Origin of the sequence: Alistipes onderdonkii, assembly GCF_025145285.1 — a bacterium.
Taxonomy (GTDB): domain Bacteria; phylum Bacteroidota; class Bacteroidia; order Bacteroidales; family Rikenellaceae; genus Alistipes; species Alistipes onderdonkii.
This window is the reverse complement of the sequence record NZ_CP102251.1, coordinates 402,265-419,588: the sequence shown is the minus strand read 5'-3', so window position 1 is coordinate 419,588 and position 17,324 is coordinate 402,265. Positions and strand designations below refer to the sequence as shown.

The 17,324-nt window shown below is 50.8% G+C and carries 14 protein-coding genes; 9 read left to right on the top strand and 5 right to left on the bottom strand.

What is annotated here, in order from left to right; all coding sequences use genetic code 11:
• The first annotated feature begins 11 nt into the window (after positions 1-11).
• From NQ559_RS01855 to NQ559_RS01835, 5 genes are all read left to right on the top strand, one after another.
• On the top strand, positions 12-1,640 hold the full coding sequence (locus NQ559_RS01855; protein ID WP_026318246.1) for a tetratricopeptide repeat protein: 1,629 nt from the start codon (positions 12-14) through the stop codon (positions 1,638-1,640).
• A 261-nt stretch (positions 1,641-1,901) separates the two neighbouring features.
• A complete protein-coding gene (locus tag NQ559_RS01850) occupies positions 1,902-2,285 on the top strand; it encodes a hypothetical protein (protein ID WP_227042945.1) in 384 nt (127 codons plus the stop codon).
• A gap of 250 nt (positions 2,286-2,535) precedes the next feature.
• On the top strand, positions 2,536-3,060 hold the full coding sequence (locus NQ559_RS01845; RefSeq protein WP_018695189.1) for a tail fiber domain-containing protein: 525 nt from the start codon (positions 2,536-2,538) through the stop codon (positions 3,058-3,060).
• 16 nt (positions 3,061-3,076) lie between these two features.
• Positions 3,077-4,879, top strand: coding sequence for a S8 family peptidase (locus NQ559_RS16000; protein WP_018695190.1), 1,803 nt, complete (start codon positions 3,077-3,079; stop codon positions 4,877-4,879).
• 58 nt (positions 4,880-4,937) lie between these two features.
• Positions 4,938-5,732, top strand: a complete 795-nt coding sequence (locus NQ559_RS01835; RefSeq protein WP_019150831.1) for a class I SAM-dependent methyltransferase — start codon at positions 4,938-4,940, stop codon at positions 5,730-5,732.
• On the opposite strand, the gene NQ559_RS01830 is transcribed toward NQ559_RS01835, so the two are convergent.
• The 3 genes from NQ559_RS01830 to NQ559_RS01820 form a co-directional block, all read right to left on the bottom strand.
• A complete protein-coding gene (locus NQ559_RS01830) occupies positions 5,725-6,198 on the bottom strand; it encodes a hypothetical protein (RefSeq protein ID WP_018695192.1) in 474 nt (157 codons plus the stop codon). The genes NQ559_RS01835 and NQ559_RS01830 overlap by 8 nt on opposite strands.
• Positions 6,199-6,572: 374 nt before the next feature.
• Positions 6,573-7,799, bottom strand: a complete 1,227-nt coding sequence (mobB, locus tag NQ559_RS01825) for a conjugal transfer protein MobB (RefSeq protein WP_019150830.1) — start codon at positions 7,797-7,799, stop codon at positions 6,573-6,575.
• Positions 7,784-8,203, bottom strand: a complete 420-nt coding sequence (locus tag NQ559_RS01820) for a plasmid mobilization protein (RefSeq protein ID WP_018695194.1) — start codon at positions 8,201-8,203, stop codon at positions 7,784-7,786. The genes mobB and NQ559_RS01820 overlap by 16 nt, the downstream gene beginning before the upstream one ends.
• Positions 8,204-8,660: 457 nt before the next feature.
• On the opposite strand from NQ559_RS01820, the gene NQ559_RS01815 reads away from it, so the two are divergent.
• Positions 8,661-9,179 carry a DUF3408 domain-containing protein gene (locus NQ559_RS01815; RefSeq protein ID WP_018695195.1) on the top strand — a complete coding sequence of 173 codons (519 nt, stop codon included), beginning with the start codon at positions 8,661-8,663 and terminating at the stop codon, positions 9,177-9,179.
• Between the two features lie 256 nt (positions 9,180-9,435).
• On the opposite strand, the gene NQ559_RS01810 is transcribed toward NQ559_RS01815, so the two are convergent.
• On the bottom strand, positions 9,436-10,665 hold the full coding sequence (locus tag NQ559_RS01810; protein WP_019150828.1) for a site-specific integrase: 1,230 nt from the start codon (positions 10,663-10,665) through the stop codon (positions 9,436-9,438).
• A gap of 587 nt (positions 10,666-11,252) precedes the next feature.
• Between NQ559_RS01810 and NQ559_RS01805 the strand changes: the two genes are divergently transcribed.
• The 3 genes from NQ559_RS01805 to NQ559_RS01795 all read left to right on the top strand — a co-directional run bounded on the left by NQ559_RS01805 (position 11,253) and on the right by NQ559_RS01795 (position 15,218).
• The gene (locus NQ559_RS01805) at positions 11,253-11,618 is read left to right on the top strand and encodes a BlaI/MecI/CopY family transcriptional regulator (protein ID WP_026318248.1); all 366 of its coding nucleotides are present in this window, start codon (positions 11,253-11,255) and stop codon (positions 11,616-11,618) included.
• A 2-nt stretch (positions 11,619-11,620) separates the two neighbouring features.
• Positions 11,621-13,651 carry a M56 family metallopeptidase gene (locus NQ559_RS01800; protein WP_018695198.1) on the top strand — a complete coding sequence of 677 codons (2,031 nt, stop codon included), beginning with the start codon at positions 11,621-11,623 and terminating at the stop codon, positions 13,649-13,651.
• Positions 13,652-13,796: 145 nt separating this feature from the next.
• Entirely contained in the window at positions 13,797-15,218 is a 1,422-nt protein-coding gene (locus tag NQ559_RS01795; protein WP_018695199.1) for a WG repeat-containing protein, read from the top strand.
• 96 nt (positions 15,219-15,314) lie between these two features.
• On the opposite strand, the gene NQ559_RS01790 is transcribed toward NQ559_RS01795, so the two are convergent.
• Positions 15,315-17,156, bottom strand: coding sequence for a BamA/TamA family outer membrane protein (locus NQ559_RS01790; protein WP_018695200.1), 1,842 nt, complete (start codon positions 17,154-17,156; stop codon positions 15,315-15,317).
• Positions 17,157-17,324 lie beyond the last annotated feature (168 nt).

The window sequence follows — 17,324 nt, the reverse complement described above, 5'->3', positions numbered from 1 at the left end:
TTGGGCTGTTTATGAAACGATTTATTTATGTTTGCGCCTTTTTTCTATGCTTGTGTTCATGTTCCGAGAGCAAATACATAGCCGAAGAACTAGAACGCACGCAGGAAATAATTAACGATTACCCAGACAGTGCGTTACACTCCTTGCAAGCTATCGTCCCCGGCAGTATTCGCAAAAAATCGACTAAAGCACATTATGGGCTGCTTTATTCGCTGGCGTTGGATAAAACAGGACAAACCATAGATACCGATTCGATGCTCCGTCCTGCAGTAAACTATTTCATGCGCAAAGGCACGAACCGACAAAAGTTCCTTTCTTGGTATTGTCTGGGGCGCATGGAATACAGCACAAATAATTATCAGAAAGCAACCGAATCATATCTTAAAGCGTTGGAGTATCGGGATATAATAGATGATCCTTACCTAATCGGAGTATGTAACTTCGTGTTAGGAGAATTGAATTTGAAGCAGAATAATTATCAAAGGGCTTTGTTTTATTATCAAGAAGCCTACGAAAACTATCAGGCTGCAAATAAAACCAAACACCAAGTCAGCGCTAAAATTGCCATTGCCGCTGTTTACTACATGGAGAACGAAGACGACAACGCGCTCCGGGATTATCGAGAAGCATTGAATCTATCCGAACAATTCGGGTATAAGGATTTTCAGGTGTACTGCCTGCGTTGTTTAATCGGGATTCTTTCGAACAAAGGCGTAACCAACGAAACCAACGATTATGTAGGCCGTTTTCTCCAGTTGTCGGATGATTTATCGCCGAATGATTACTGTGTTTTGGGAGAATATTATTTGCGTATCAATAAACCGGACAGCGCCGAATATTATTTGAACGCAGCGATTTCAGCCAATATTGGTGGGCCGCGCGAAAACGATGCGGCAGCTAAAATTCTCCTTGCCGAAACCTATACGATGAATGCAGATTACCGAGCGGCCTACTCGATGCAAAAGGAGTGTCTTGCTTTATGTGATTCGATACATTTAAGCTATATGAATAATTCTGCGGCAGAAACCGAACTGCGATATAAAAACGAGCGTTTGGAATTTGAACGCTACCGCTCCAGCGTAAGACAAAATGTAATTTATATTATCGCTTTGGTATCAGTCATAGCGATCTGCGGCATTATTTATATCTTCCGCCGCAGAAATAAGATGCAGAAACAAAGAATTGAGGAATATCTGACGCTGATTGAAGAACTGAATAAGACCAAATTGCAAATACCCGATGCCGCAAAAATTAGTGAACTGCTTAATACGCGCTTTCAAGTCCTGAAAGAACTTGCAAAGACCTATTATGAGTTTGAAAATTCCCCGGCTCTTACCAAGAAAGTCAAAGGCATTTTATCCGAAAAGATTTTGGATAAAACGATAATGTCGGATTTAGAGAATACCCTGAATCAACAATACGATAATGTGATTTCTAATTTCAAGTCCGAATATCCGAAAATCAAGCCATGTTTCGTGGAATTGCTTTGCCTGCTCTATGCCGGATTTTCACCGCAACAAATAAGCGTCATTACCAATGAAACGCTAAAAACAATATACATGCGGAAGTTCCATTTGAAAAAGAAAATAATGGCTTCGAGTATCACAACAAAAAATGCGATTCTCAATATTATTTCGTAAATACCAGAGAACTAATACTTTAGCAATCAGACTTGTTTAAATCAAAGATTTACCGCTAATGTGCTGATTTAAAATGCGTTAAAGCAAAGCCCGAAAACTGAAAAATTTTCGGGCTTTTTTGTGTGCGTAACTGTTTGTTTTTCAGTCGAAATCACTTTGCGGTTGAAAAATTTTAGAGGCTCTGATTTCTTGGTTTTCGGAAACAATCGCTCTACTTTTGAAATGTACGAATATCTCATACTCACTTTCAAATTTAAGCCTATGAAAAAGTTCTCTCCCGCAATGTCTGTAATTGTCGGTTTGTTTATGCTATTCGCAGGTATTTATTCGGTCTATGGCGGCGGCAAGACGGCAGTTATTGTCAAACAGGTAAAAGTCGGCGGCGGCCCCGTCTGCCTATCGGAAAATATCCCGCTCGTATTCTATGATAGTTCTATGAGTATAGTAGAGGTCATTGCATCGGGCGCAGAGAGCAAGACGGGGCAGTTGATAATTTCCGGCAACTTTGGCACGGTTGCATGTGAACGTTTCGACCTTTTCAATGGAAAAAGTATCATTCCAATCCCCGAACTGGAACCGGGATTTTACACGATTGAACTGTCAATAGACAAAAATGTTTTCGCAGGCGATTTTTTTATCGAATGACATAGAATGTAGGACAAAGAAAGGGGAAACGAATAGATGACAGAAGCAGCAACTAACTTTTTGTCTGACAGCTAATCCACTAAACCAAAACTCTCTGTGAGTAACGTCTTTGTTTGCTCACACAAAAATCACTACCAACTTAAATTTCAAGGCCATAAAAAAAGTATTAGCATTAATCGTATTGTGTTTCATCGCATTTAATAGCCATGCGCAATTAAAGTATCAGAACGGCTATTTGGTTTATAACGCTATGGAGCGTTACAACGGATATATGACCAACTGGGAGGGCTGGGCGCATTGCTGGAAATTCGGGAATCGAATGATTAAATTCGACCTCGGCCCCGCAGATTCGCGCGTTTCCAGCAACTCCGACAAACTCGTACTCTACGATACGGAGAACGGCGGTTTCATCGACCTGTACGCCCGCAACGTCTATACGAACTCCGACGCTGCGTCGAAAACAAATATCCAGTCGTTAGGCAGCGCAACGGCAACCCTCACGCAACTGCGTCCCGTGTCGTTCGAATGGGCCGATAAGGCGCATTATTTCAAGACCAGCCGACGTTCGACGGGCGTTTCCAATCCCAAAGAAATGGGATTCATTGCCCAGGAGATCGAGCAGGTACTTCCCGACATCGTGGCCGTGGATTGCGAGGGCCACCGTGTCGTAAATTACAGCGCATTGATTCCTCTGCTTACCAAGTCGATTCAGGAGCTTAACAGCCAGATCGAAACTCTGAAAGCAGAAATCGAAGCGCTCAAATCCGGAAAATAATTAAACGCCAATTATTATGAAAAGAATACTGAATATAATCGGTATTTTCTTTCTGTCGATAATAGTATTCACCAGTTGCCAGAAGTCGCCGGAAGAACTGAACGAGGGTTCTCCGCAAACGAGGGCCGCGGGTGTAACTGGAACCTATTATTGGTATAACGGAGAGAAAATTTACCTGACCCCGAAAAATGATAAACAGTTCATCCTTTTTAAAACATCGGATGCCAATAGTTTATCATCGCTCTTTACAGCGTCCGCACCGGGCACAAGCAAGGCGGAAACTTCTATGCAGAAAGTTGTTCTTTCATCTCATTTGGAGCCAATCGACGAAAACAACTCTTTGCCTGCGGAGGATTATAGTTGGGCTACGATTTCCACAAATGATTTAAACGCAGCGAAATCATCAGCTATAATTTATTCTGCCCCCTATTTCACGTTACCCGACGGAAAAGAAGCGGGATTGAGCCATCTATTTTATGTAAAAGTGAAATCTATAAAAGATTTGCGTACTCTCCAACAGTTCGCCGAAGAAAACAAAGTGACGATACTCGGCAGAAACGGATATATGCGTGACTGGTACACGCTTTCCTGCACCAATGAATCCGCAGGCAATGCGTTGGACATGGCTAACATATTTTATGAAACCGGGCTTTTCGAGGCTTGTCAGCCGGATTTGATGTGTGACGATGACTTATATGCCGTGGTAAACGATCCGCTTTACAGTTCGCAGTGGCATTTGAAAAACACGGCGACCGCTGGAGTAGACATTAACTTCGAAAACGCGCGGGCAGAAAGTTTAGGATCTGAAAACATTATTGTCGCTGTTGTCGATCATGGAATACAGTTAGATCACCCCGATTTGAATGTCCACACAATCAGCTACGACAGTGAAACCGGAACTCGTCCGAGCAAGGTTTATGGCACTCATGGGACTAATTGTTCTGGATTTATCAGTGCTAAAACCAATAATGGAATCGGCATCGCTTCAATAGCTCCTAACTGCAAACTGATGTCTATAAGTAATACGCTTATGGGAAATCCCGACAGTCGGCAGAAAAGGGCCGATGCAATCAATTTTGCCTGCAATAATGGCGCTGCCGTTATTTCGAATTCATGGGGTTCTTCGGTCAAATACCAAGTCATTGACGATGCTATTTCCAATGCGTTGAGAAACGGACGTTCGGGAAAGGGGTGCGTCGTTGTGTTTGCATCAGGCAATGATTATCAATCGACCGTTGGTTATCCGGCAAATTGTAATCCCGAAGTTATAGCGGTGGGTGCAATCAGCAGCAGCGGTATGCGGGCATCGTTCAGCAATTATGGTTCTGCTCTGGATGTTGTTGCACCGGGTGAGGATGTTATTACAACCACCACTAATAGCGGTTATTCATCCGCCATTAGCGGGACTTCGTTTGCTTGTCCGCTTGTCGCAGGGGTTGCCGCATTGGTTCTTTCCGTAAATCCGGATTTGACGCAAAAGCAGGTTGCGGATATTATCGAAAGTACGGCTAAAAAGTGTGGCAACTATTCCTATACGACCCAATCGGGCCACACCAACGGAACTTGGAACAACCAAATGGGCTATGGTTTGGTAGATGCTTACGCCGCTGTTATAAAGGCAAAAAACACAGGTTCTACCGTCTATTTCAACGACAAGACGGTAACAACCGATACTGTTATTTCGGGTGATGAGATTTCCGCGACGAACGTAACCGTTAAGAATAATGCCAAGCTGACGTTTACCAACGCCAAGAGCATTATTATCACACAACCTTTTACCGTCGAACTCACTTCGTCATTAGAACTTTCCTTACAGTAATTTTTACCGATAAGGCGGAGAATCGGATTCTCCGCCTTTGTTTTTTCAAATTTCCACCATGCAAACACGCCATCAGGATCGTTCCGCCTACTTTGAAGAAACAGCAACTTCCTGCCGGAACTATTATCTCCCTTACATTGAACAGCACACATCCTTGAAATTCGGCCGTAACTGCCGGGTAATGGAGGTCGGTTGCGGCTTTGGCGGCATTCTTTCCATTTTTGCGGCAAAGGGGGCCACGGTAACAGGAATAGATATTCATAAACCGTCAATCGAAACCGCAAAGACACTTTTCGCCGAAAGGGGGTTGAAAGGGACGTTTATCTGTTCGGACATTTTCGATTACAGCGACACACAACCTTACGACCTGATTATCCTGCACGATGCGTTGGAGCATATTCCCGAAAAAGAGCGGTTGATGTTGCATTTAAAATCCTTTTTGAAAGCTGACGGCCTTTTGTATCTGGGATTCCCCGCATGGCAAATGCCGTTCGGGGGACATCAGCAAATGGCGAAGAACCGGATTATCGCCAATTGTCCTTACATCCACCTGTTGCCCCGATCTCTTTTCCGTTTCGTGTTCAGGGCATGCGGCGAAAAGGAAAGTACTGTGAAATGTTTTTTTGAAATTCGGGATACGCGCATCACTATCGAGGGTTTCCATAAATTAGTAACGGCAACGGGATTACGTATAGTGAATCAGCGGCTATATTTCATAAACCCGAATTATCAAGTGAAATTCGGATTGAAACCGCGCATACTATCTCCAGTTATCGGGAAAATACCTTATGTGAGAAATTTTTTCACGACGACCTGCTACTATCTGCTGGCAAAGCAGGAGGAGGCTAATTAATCTCCAGATCGAGCGATATTTTCGCTTCGCTCGGAACAAACGGAACCAACTGCGCTACACGCCATTTCGGGGCTTCGGTGGTGTCGTTCAGCAGAAAAGTTACGGAATATATATATTGAGCATCCGCCTTTACAAAGTTTTTTTTGACGCTTTCGATTCCGTTTGTGGCCTGTCCTGCAACCAAAAGGAGCGTGTTCTTTTCGAAGTCTATATCTTCGGGCAATTTGTCGTTGGGAAATATAAAATCCGCCAGTTCCGCTTGGCTGCGAATCACGATCAGTTGATTGGCGGGCGTTTCAGCCCAGTTCCAAAGAGGATTCAGCGTATAATCGGCGCAGGACAAAGTAGTAGCGTTTCCCTGCGTATTATCATCTGGGGTATCAGTCTTTGTTTGATTCATCTCCACGGACGTACAACCCGTCACGGTAAACAGAGCCATTGCGATAAGACAAATGATCTTTTTCATAGCTTTGGTTTTTCAGTTTGACGATCAAATAGCGTTCCCGATTTTTATTTCGGCACAGCATCCTTGCGCATATCGTCTGAAATATAAGGTATTCATTTACAAAGATAAGAATTTTGGATAAGAAACAAACTATTTAAATAAAAAGCCGGACTTTATGGCTCCTGTTTGACATTATTATAGCGACTTCCACATAACGAAAACAACTGCGTCAATCAATCCTCTTCCTTTCGAAGGATTCGACATTGACATTGAAAATACGCCCTTCATATCTGATGCTCGACATCATATATCCCGTAATGTGAGGCATGCCGTGATTAAAATGAATGATGCAACCCTGTGAACATATCATATAATTTTTAATACATCTATATCCCTTACTTATGTGATCTCCGTTTTTTTCGCCGTTGTATCAGCCGTTGCTGTTCTTCATAAGCCCGCGTGTCGGCCAAATCCAATACCGTATCGACAATGCCAGAAATAGGATTGGCGGCATGGTTTTGCTCTTCGTGTTTCTGTTCCGCTTGTCGTTCTGCAACCTGCCGCACCTCTTTCGGAGCCGGATACAATTCGTTGAAGACATTCGCCGAAAACTCTTTGCCCAATACCGACCCGTTGGCAACGATACCTTTGTTATGGTCAATGAAAGTCACGCCATAGATTCTGCCGACCGGGTTGATGCGAAAGATCGCGTCGATGTTCTCCGCTTTGAGCAACTGCCGAAACTCGTCCCGTGTATTGTTCGGACTCATAGCATCTTTGACCGTTTGCCGCAGCTGGTCGAGTGTGCCTTCTTTTTTCAGTTTTATTTTCGAGTTTTCATAATACCTTTGAAGGGCTTTATAACCTACATCTTTCCCTATTTTGCTCGATTTGAACGGCGTGCCGATTCCATATCCGTCGTCGGTCAGGGCACCGTAGATAATCCCCGCATAATTTCTGCCGTCGATAGTTCCCGTACGTTCTTCGACCGAAATATTGAAGCGTTCCAGCAGCGTGCGAAACTCTCCGTAGGACGAGCATTTGTAATTTCGCAGGCACGACCGGACGACGGACGAGATCCGTTGCTTGACATTCCCCTCGGGATAATTCACTTTCCGCAGGCCCTCCCTGTCCGTCAGTTCCTGCCCCTTGACACTCGGCTGCAGGCCGTATTTACACTCCAGATCACGCAATATCTCCATCGAACGTCGGGCCTCGAAATCATGCGGGAGTTTGCGGCCCTGCTCATCGACGCGCAGCGACACGATATGGAGATGCTCTCTGGAAATGTCCTTGTGCTTGAAAACGATATAAGGCTGTTCGCCGTAACCCATGCGTTCCATGTACTCACAGGCGATTTTCCGGAGCTGTTCGTCTGTCAGCCTGTCCTCCGGTGAAGGGTTCAGCGAGGCATGGAAAACCGTGTTCGTAGTCCTGCGGTTGGCTTCGAGGTACGGCATGAAGCTCTCCATGCAGACGTCAATATCAAGGCGTCCGCATTTATCGTATGGTTCGAGCATCTTCTGCCAAAGCAGCACCTCGGCTTCATCCTTATCCACTTTCTCCTTATTGTAGTATAACGCTCCACCGGGCGAGGAGCCCGATCTTATATTCGCAACCATTCCTTAGCCTGTTTTGTGAGGTTCAGAATCTCGATGCTCAGGGCCTTCAACTCGCGGGTTCGCTGCTCCAGCATAGCGATCTGATGCGGGATAGCAACGTTAGAAAAGTGCGCGTTGATGGCTTTTACAATCTGGTTATAGTTGTTCCCGAGCTTTTGAAATTGGAAATAAAAGTCATTCAGACGGGCAATAAACTGCACTTTCGAAGGGTCGCGTTTAACGACAACGAACTCCTCGCCGAAGATGCGTTTTACGATAAATCGGCTGCGGTTATGCTCCAATCCCGCCTTACAAAGCATCTGCTTAAAGCGGATATTCTCTTCCGTGGTGAGTTTGAAATTATACCTGTGGATTCTGGGATCTGTCGTTGTCGGGCGTCCGATCCTCTTTTTTGTGGTTGTCATCAGTCTGGTAGTTTAAGTGGCGTGACTCGGGAACGCCACCCGGCCTCGCAGAGCGAGCACCTTTCGTATGCCGAAAAACTTTTCGGCATACAAAGGTACAGCTCGCTGTTTCTTTGCAGAAACAAAAATCCGCGCCGGAGAATTTCTATCGAAAGTTTGAAAACTCCTCCGTTACGGCTTCCGGGGACGGGTCGGTTCCCGGTGCAATATTACAACCGTCCGGGCGCAAAAAAAAGCCATCGGTGCGGACTGGAGCGGTCGTGAGCGGACATCGGAACCGAGGTATTTCAGTCGGTTGTATCTTGCAGCATGAAAGGTCGGTTTTCTTATTCCGGTCATTATCCCGATATAAACCGCATGAAACGGAAAACGGTATTTTGAATGGTTTAAAACATAAAACCGGACATACACGCTTTACGACAGTATAGCTAACAATCAATCTCAAAAACGTTGCACCATGGATTCATTGAAAGAAACAGACAAACCTGCACCCAATCCTTCTAAACATCCCCGTATCGAAGTCGACGAGGAGCTGATGCGTCAGATGATCGCCGGACAGGCCCCTTTGGATTCGAAAGTCGTCCGCAGGATTCCCGAACCGGAAGAGGAAGATACGGACACTCCTGAGGGAAACACATCGGAAACGGTATCCGGAGTATCGGCACCGACTGCTGAAAAAACAGACGTCGGCACCCAAACGACTCCCGTAAAGGAGTCTTCCGGATTCCGGCGTAAAAAGATCGCGCTGCCGGATTTCGAACGCACGTTCTTCGCGTCGGTGGATTGCCGTAACCGCTCGGCGATCTATGTCAGTACCCGAACCAAGCACAAAGTGTCGGAAATACTCCACCTGTTGGGTGATGACACGACAAGGCTTACGGCTTTGGCCGACAATATGCTGCGCTTCGTAATCGCAATTTACAGCGACGAGCTGAATTATCTCCACGAAAAAAAGAACAACAGACGACCGTTTTGAACAGGCAATGCAATGACCGGTTACTTCGGGCTTCTGATATGCGTGCTGCGGAGCAGCCGCCCGTTGGGTAGCGTCCGGGGCGCAGAAAGTCGCCTATTCCGACGGTAGCGGCCAGCAAAATGCCGGAGATGGAAATCCGCAAGGCTCGCCTTTCGGGCGATTCGCATGGCCTTGCGGATTTTCAGCTCCGGTGTTTAATTCCCTGCCGGCGGAAATAGGGAATATTAGATATACGATATTCCGGGATAACGCCGGGTTATTGCGCAATCTTGAAGACGCTGTCGAGTTTTTCGCTCAACGCCGCCATATCCTGCCCGATTTTGTCATTGGTAATTTGGGCGTAGATTTGGGTCGTGGTGATATGTTTATGTCCCAGCATCTTGCTGACCGTTTCCAGAGGTACGCCCTGCGTAAGCGTGACCGTTGTGGCAAAGGTATGCCGCGCCATGTGGATCGTCGGGTTGAACGACAGACCAGCATGTCTGGCAACATGACGTAACGACATGTTCAGTGTTTTATAAGTGCCTTTAAGCGGAAAAACCTTCTTGCTTGTGCGATATGTATCCTTATAACGCTTGTAGAGCATTTCAGCGACGGGAAGGAGCTTGACACGGAACTGCGTACCTGTCTTTTGCCGTTTGTCGATGATCCAATGATCCCCGTTGTCGTCCGTGTGAATATCGGCGTGAGTCAGCTTTGCAACGTCCGAATGGCTCAGGCCCGTAAAGGCGCAGAAAACGAAGACATCCCGGTTGATGCCTGTTCGGTAGTTGGGAAGTTCGACGTCCATGACGGCCTGCAATTCCGAAGCGGACAAATAGCGTCGTTCGGCGTATTGGGGTCTGACATGGAACCCCGCGAAAGGATCGACAGAAATCCAGCCGTTCTTATACGCCGTGTAGGTCATCAGACGCAGTTTCTTGACTCCGGCACAGATCGTCCCGGAAGCAAGCCCCTTTACCGTAGAGAGGTAGACGACGAACTTTTCGATAAAATCCCGCTTCAGCTCTTTGAAAGGAATGTCCTTGACGTGGTATTCGTATTCGAGGAAAGCGGCGAGACGCCTGCGACGCAGACAGTAATCCTCGTAGGTGGAATAGGCGCGGTCTTTGCCCACACGTTTGAGAAAGCCTGCGAGGTATTCGTCAAAAGTCTGCAACAGCAGGCGGCAGTCGTCACCCATACCGAGGAAGGCGTTGCGAACCTTTTCGGCCGTGACATACGAATCACGGTCGCAGAGGCGTTGGTATTGCTTGCCGATATTGGTCTTGATATTTTCCAGCTTCTCGTTGATGCGCTGCGATTCGAGGCTCTTACCTGCCGCCTTGTTGGCTTTGGCATCCCAGAGAGAAGAACGAACGGTGAGTTTGCAGCTGAACTGCGACATCGTGCCGTTGATGGTGATACGGCCCATAATGGGAACCTGACCCGATTTCTCGGCTTGCCTTTTCACATAGAAAAGGACTTTGAAAGTGCTGCGTTGCATAATAACTTGAACTTTTGGATGGGTTAAACGTAAATGTCAAGTTATTTGTTATGCGGAAATTCGATGCAACGAACTGAAAACAAATGCCTTAAATGCAAATCAAAGCATTTCGGGCAGGTAACGGATAAGTAACATAACTTACCGTCAAACCTGCCCGATTCTGCAATTTTATTGCTCGGAACACATGCAGAACAAAGAATTAAATACCTGTAAACAAGATATTTACTATTTTCTGCATATTCGATTACCTACAACACCCCGGCTTCCGAAGAGCCGGGGCTTTTTTGTCTCCCTCTTCAGCCCCCCCCTGGGCTTGCCGGCCCTTCCATGCCTGCCGGCCTGTAAAATCTTCTTTCCCAACTTTCCCAACCTCTCCAACCTTTCCTATCCCTGCTCTACCTGCTCTACCTGCCCTTTCCCGGCTCCTTTTCCTTCCGGTATTTCCGCTATTTTTTTGCAAAACTAAAAAATATAGTTAGAAAACTATTTAAAATAGTTGCAAATAAATTTTTTTTAGTTACCTTTGTTCCTGTAAGCCCGGCCGGCCGATCGGAGCAGGGCGGATAACAGAAACCAAGACCGGTATGATGGAAAAACTGACACGCAGGGAAGAGGAACTGATGCGCTGCTTCTGGGAGCACGGCCCGCTTTTCGTACGCGAGCTCGTGGCGCTCGCCACCGAACCCAAGCCCCATTTCAATACGCTTTCGACCATGGTGCGCGCACTCGAAGCCAAGGGATATGTCGCCCACAATACCTTCGGAAGCACCTACCAGTATTACCCGGTGGTGACCGAGGAGGAATTTTCGCGCCGCACGCTGGGCGGGGTCATCAGCAAATATTTCGAGAACTCCTACCTCGGGGCCGTTTCCGCCCTGGTCGAGGAGGAAAAAATCTCGGTCGACGAACTGCGCGAGCTGATCGACCGTATCGAAACCCAAAACCGTCGTTAGCCATGTACACACTGATGATATACAGCCTGAAGGTCGGCGCCTGCCTGGCGGTGTTCTACCTTTTCTTCAAATTGCTGCTGAGCCGTGAGACCTTCCACCGCCTGAACCGGATCGTGGTGCTGGCGGCCATGGTGTTGTCGTTCGTGTTGCCGCTGTGTGTCATTACGGTCTACCGCGAACTCCCGGCCATGCCGGAACTCCCTGTGACGGAGGATGCGGGCTACGCCCCGTCCGCGGAGCCGGAATCCCAACCTTTCCCGTGGGATAAGGCGGCGACGGCCGCTTTCCTTGCGGGAGCCGCTGCTGCGTTGTTATGGACGCTCGGGTCGGTATGCGGTGTATTGCACATGATCCGCCGGGGGCACAGGGAGCGGCTGGGCGACGGCTCCGTGCTCGTACGCACCGACCAGCCGGTCATTCCGTTCAGCTGGTACCGCTATATCGTGATGTCGGAAAAGGATCTGGCCGAGAACGGCGAGGCGATCGTGCTGCATGAGAAGGCTCATCTGAGGCTGCGCCACTCGTTCGACCTGTTGGTGACCGACCTTGCGGGGTGCCTGCAATGGTTCAACCCTGCGATGTGGCTCCTGCGCCGTGAGTTGCGCGCCATCCATGAATACGAGGCCGACGAGGCGGTGCTGGACAGCGGCGTCGATGCCAGACAATACCAGTTATTATTAATAAGGAAAGCTGCCGGCGGGAGGTGGTACTCAGTCGCCAACAGCTTTAATCACAGTAAACTTAAAAACCGTATTACCATGATGTTACGTAAAAGATCGTCGCGGTGGGCAGGGGCCAGGGTGCTTTTCCTGCTGCCGTTGACGGGGCTTGCCCTCGGGGCGTTCGCCCGCACCGCCTATGTTTTTCCTGATGACAAAGGTAAAAAAGAAAATGTTTCGATCCGCATCGAAGGGACGAATTTTTACTCTTCGGACGGAAAATCCGGCAAGCCGCTTTTCGTGGTCGACGGCCTCGAAGCGGAGTCGATAGAGTCGCTGTCGCCCGACCGGATCGCTTCCATAACGGTGCTCAAGGACGCTTCGGCAGAGGCCCTGTACGGCGAGAAAGGCAAGAACGGCGTAGTGGTCGTTTCGACGAAGGATGCCGCCGGCGGTGCGCAGGATTATTCGGTCGACGTCGAGGACGGCTCTGCCAAGGTCGTGGTGCGTGGTTCCGGGAAAATGTCGGATGTCAGAGTGATCGGCAGCTCGACGGTGCCCCGGGATAAGGCCGGGATGGACGCCGGTGCGAAAACCCATGGCAGTGTCGTGTCCGTTACCGGCAGCGACGGGAAGAAGACTGTCGTCAGCCAGAGCCGGGTGACCGTCACCGACGACGGCGGCGTGACCGTCATAAAGGCGCAACCGGACGCGGTGCAGGTTGACGGATTGTCGCCGAGGCACGCGACCCAGGCTGCGGAAGCCGGGCTCAAAGCCGCAGAGGAAGGGATGAAGGCCGCCCGTGCCGGACTGGAGGCTGCCCGCGAATATATGTCGGGCGAGGAGTGGAAAAAGGCACAGGCCGAACTCGACAGGGCACAGAAGGAGCTCTCTTCGGCACGCAAGCTGTCTGCCGCGCAACTCGCAGCCGTCCGCGAGCAGGAGGAGGCCGTGCGCAAGTATATGGCCAGCGATGAGTGGAAAGAGGCGCAGAAGCAGATTCAGCAGGCGCAGGAGCATTTGGCCGACCCCCGGGTACAGGCGGCCCTGGCGAAAGCTGCCGAGGCCGGGTCGACGGCAGCCGGCGTCGAGGCCCGTCGCAAGGTCGCCGAACATATGGGACAGACGGAGGATGCCGGTACGCTGAAGAGCAGTACGATCGTGATCCGCGGATCGGGCAAGGCGCCGTTTGAAAAGGGAAAGGAACCTCTTCTCGTGATCGACGGCAAGGTGTATAAGGATACCAAGAAACTGGAGGGGCTGGATCCCGGCCGGATCGAGAGCATGTCCATACTCAAAGATGCCTCGGCGGTCGAGAAATACGGCAGGAAAGCCCGCAACGGAGTCATCGAGATTAAGACCAAGAAAAAATAATCAGGCCATAAGTATATATAAAAAGTTCGTGCCCGGGACGGTTCTGCCGCCCGGGTTTTTTCGTCGGCCATGCGATACGGGCGTGAAACTTGCAGAATTAGGAGGGAAAAAGTTATCTTTGCATGTAAAATACAAAACAGAAGCTATGAAACGCCTGCTATTTTTTCTTACGGTCGCAATGTTCGTTTCATGCGGCCGGACATTCGAGCAGCGCACGGCCAAATATGCCGAGGTCGGATCCGTGAACGATAACCGTGCTGCGGTGCTCGATATCAACGAAGGGGTCGGCCGTTGGGGGTATGTCGACGGGACGGGACGGCTGGTCATCGAATGCCGTTATGCAGATGCCCGGAGTTTCGACGACGGACTGGCCGCCGTGCAGGAGCCCGAAGGGCTGTGGGGCTATATAGATACCGCAGGCCGGGCGGTCGTGGCTCCGCAATTTACGGTGGCCGGGGCGTTCGACGACGGCATGGCCTGGGTGCAGGCCGGCGAGCTCTGGGGACGTATCGACAAAACGGGGAAAACCATCATCCCCTGCCTTTATTCCGAGATCGGCGAACCCGACGAACGGGGCTGGATGCGTGTCCTGCGCGACGGTAAATGGGGCATCCTGCGCCAAGACGGCGAGGTGATAGTCCCCTGTGCCTATAACCTGATCGGCGAGCCGAACGCCTACGGGCTGATCCCCGTGACGAGCGACGGCAAACATGGCTTCCTCGGTGCTGACGGGCGTGAGGTGCTGCCTTGTTTCTTCTCTTATATTTCCGATTTCAAGGATGGCTATGCCCGGACGAACTACGGCGGCAGCATGGTGCTGCGCGACGAGCCCTACGGCGGCCAGTGGGGACTTATCGACACGCTGGGGCACGAGACGATCCCGTGCCGCTATTACTACCTCGACACCCCGGGCGAGGGGCTCGCAGCGTTCAGGCTGGAGCAGTTCGGCAATTACGGGTATGTCGATGTCAAGGGGAATGTGGCTATTTCGCCCCGTTTCTCCGTGGCGCGGCCCTTCTCGGGCGGGGTGGCCGTGGTGAGCTACAACAATGTCAATTTCGGGCTCGTCGACCGCAACGGCGGTGAGGTCAGCTCGTTCCGCTATAAACGCATCGGCAGGTTCAACGACGGGCTGGCGCCTTTCAATACCGACCTCTACGGCATGAATTTCCAAGGTATGGAGCCTCGTTGCGGCTATATCGACACCGAGGGGCGTGAAGTGATCCCTGCCAAGTGGGACGATGCCGCCGAGTTCAGCGAGATGCGTGCCGCCGTGATGCGTTTCGGCACCAATTCCGAAGATTTCTACGATGCCCGCTGGGGTTATATCGCCACGAACGGCCAGTTGGTCGTGCCGCTCAAGTATCACGAGGCCTATCCGTTCAGCTGCGGGTTGGCGCGCGTCTTCGTCAAGGGGCTCGGGTACGGGTATATCGACCGGCAGGGGAACGAAGTCGTCCCCTGCAAGTACCAGGAGGCCGAAGATTTCCACGATTTCAGGGCAAAGGTCAAACAATATGACCGGGTGCTGACGATCGACGAGACGGGACAGATCGTCGAGCAGTGACGCTCCCCGGGCGGGGAATGGCGAAAACGGGGGCCGTGGCCTCCGTTTTTTCATGCCTGCGGCTTTCGCTTGCGGGTCTGTTGCGGCGCGTTGCGCTTACTTGAACCCTACGATCTCAGGGCGGGTGGGGCGGTAGCGGTACTGTTCGACGCGTGTGGCGTTGGACAGGCGGAAATATTCGCTCTCGACCAGCCCGCGTTTGCCGAATGCGATTCCCAGGCGGATCTGCACCGTGTTGAATACGAGCCGCTCGTTCCTGAGCCGTACACCCAGCCCGAACGAGGTGAAAAAATCGTTCTTGAAGATATTGGGCGAATAGCCTATCAGCCCGAAGTCCGCGAATCCGAAAACCGCGATGCGGAACCCGAGGGGCTGGTAGGGGGTGAAGACCACCGTTTCCGTGTTGAGGATCATGCGGTTGGTTCCGGTGACGTACTCTTTGAGCGCCTGCAACCCGTTGTCGTGGGTGAAGCGGATCATTTCGTCGCTGCCTTCGCCCCGGTTCCAGCCTTGCGTGTAGTTGAACGCCAGGAACTGGCGGATGCGGCTGCGCCGGAACAGAAACAGGTTCGAGAACCACTTCAGGTCTACGTCGACGGCACTGTGGCGCCACATGCCGCTTTTGAGGTCGATGTAGCTTCCCAGCGTAAAGCCGCCCATGATGTAGCCCATCCCCCGGAAACCGCCGGTCTGGTAAGACATGCCGAGGTACATCTCGTCGTTGAACTCGCCCCACGAATAGCCGCTCACCAGCTCGGCTTTGTAACCCGTCGCCAGATACTCGCGGGTACCGAACCCGTAAACCATGTTCGCCGTGTAGAATTTTTCCCGGTAGAGGCCGCCGCCGAAGAGCATGGCGTCGTAATCGTGCAGTGCCGGGTTATAGTCGGCCGTGACGGGCGGGCGGCGGCTGAACCGGGCATAGCTGTAACGGCCCGTCAGGAAGACGCTCGAGTTTATGGAGCGGATGTAGCGCGATTTGCCGCCCCATACGTCGAGGTTGCGGACTTTCACGAGCAGCGAGGTGTCGAGGTCGACCATGTAGCGCTTCGATTTTATGTCGCTGTACGTGAGGCCTATCTCGTAGTCTGTCGGCCGGATGAACTCCTTGCGCAGCCCGAGGTTCAGCTCCGAGTTGTAGAAGTCCCGGCCTGCCGAGAAGTCGGCCGTGTAGAATGTCCCCAGCACGTTGGGTATTTTGTATTCCACGATGTTGCCGCCGTAGGAGAAATCCCTGCGGCTGAAATTGGTCTTGAATTTCAGGGTGTTGCCCGTGCCGAAAATGTTGGCGTCCGAAAGCCCGACCATGGTGCGCCCTTCGCCGTGTATGCCTGCGTCGATGCTGATCGTCCAGCTGTCGCGCGTGCGGATGACCATATTCACACGGGTCGAATCGAGCGAGTCGGGTACGACGATCACCTCGGTATCGGAGATGTAGGGGCGCGAGCGCAGCAGTTGCTTGTTGCGGACGACCAGCTGGGGATCGAACTTGTCGCCCGGCTTGAACAGCAGGTCGCGCCGGATAACCCGTTCGCGGGTCAGCATGTGGGTCTTGTTGCCTGCGCGCTCGAACCAGTTGCCGCACGAGTCGAACGGCATCATGCGCTCGATGGTGATGTCGCCTACGGTTTTTCCGGCATAAGGTTCCAGCAACCTGCTTTCGTCCAATACGCGCCCGTTCATCGTCGTATCGAGTACGGGTTTGACGAAGAGCATCCTGTAAAGCATGCGCGGGACTGCGCGGCGGTTGGTTTTGGATTGTATGCTGTCGTAGAGGCGCTGGTTGCGCTCCGAGGTCGCCGTGTTCAGGCTGTCGGGGGAGAACCCGCCGGGGGAGACCCTGTCCGGCGACCGCACGCCGGGGCCGACCGTGCGGGCGAAACAGACGCTTTGCGCAGCGAGGAGGGTCAGCACGAGTATGCAAATCCGGCGATACATATCTTCAAAGATAACGTATTTTTTGATGAAAAAGTGCGCTGGAACCCGCTAAAATGCAGTCTCACGCTGGCAGGAGTTACTCCCGGCGAAAAACCGAACGGTGTCGGGTACCGGTATGCCCTGCCGTTGAGACTGACAATGCACCTGTTAAGGCAGCTGTCATTGCGG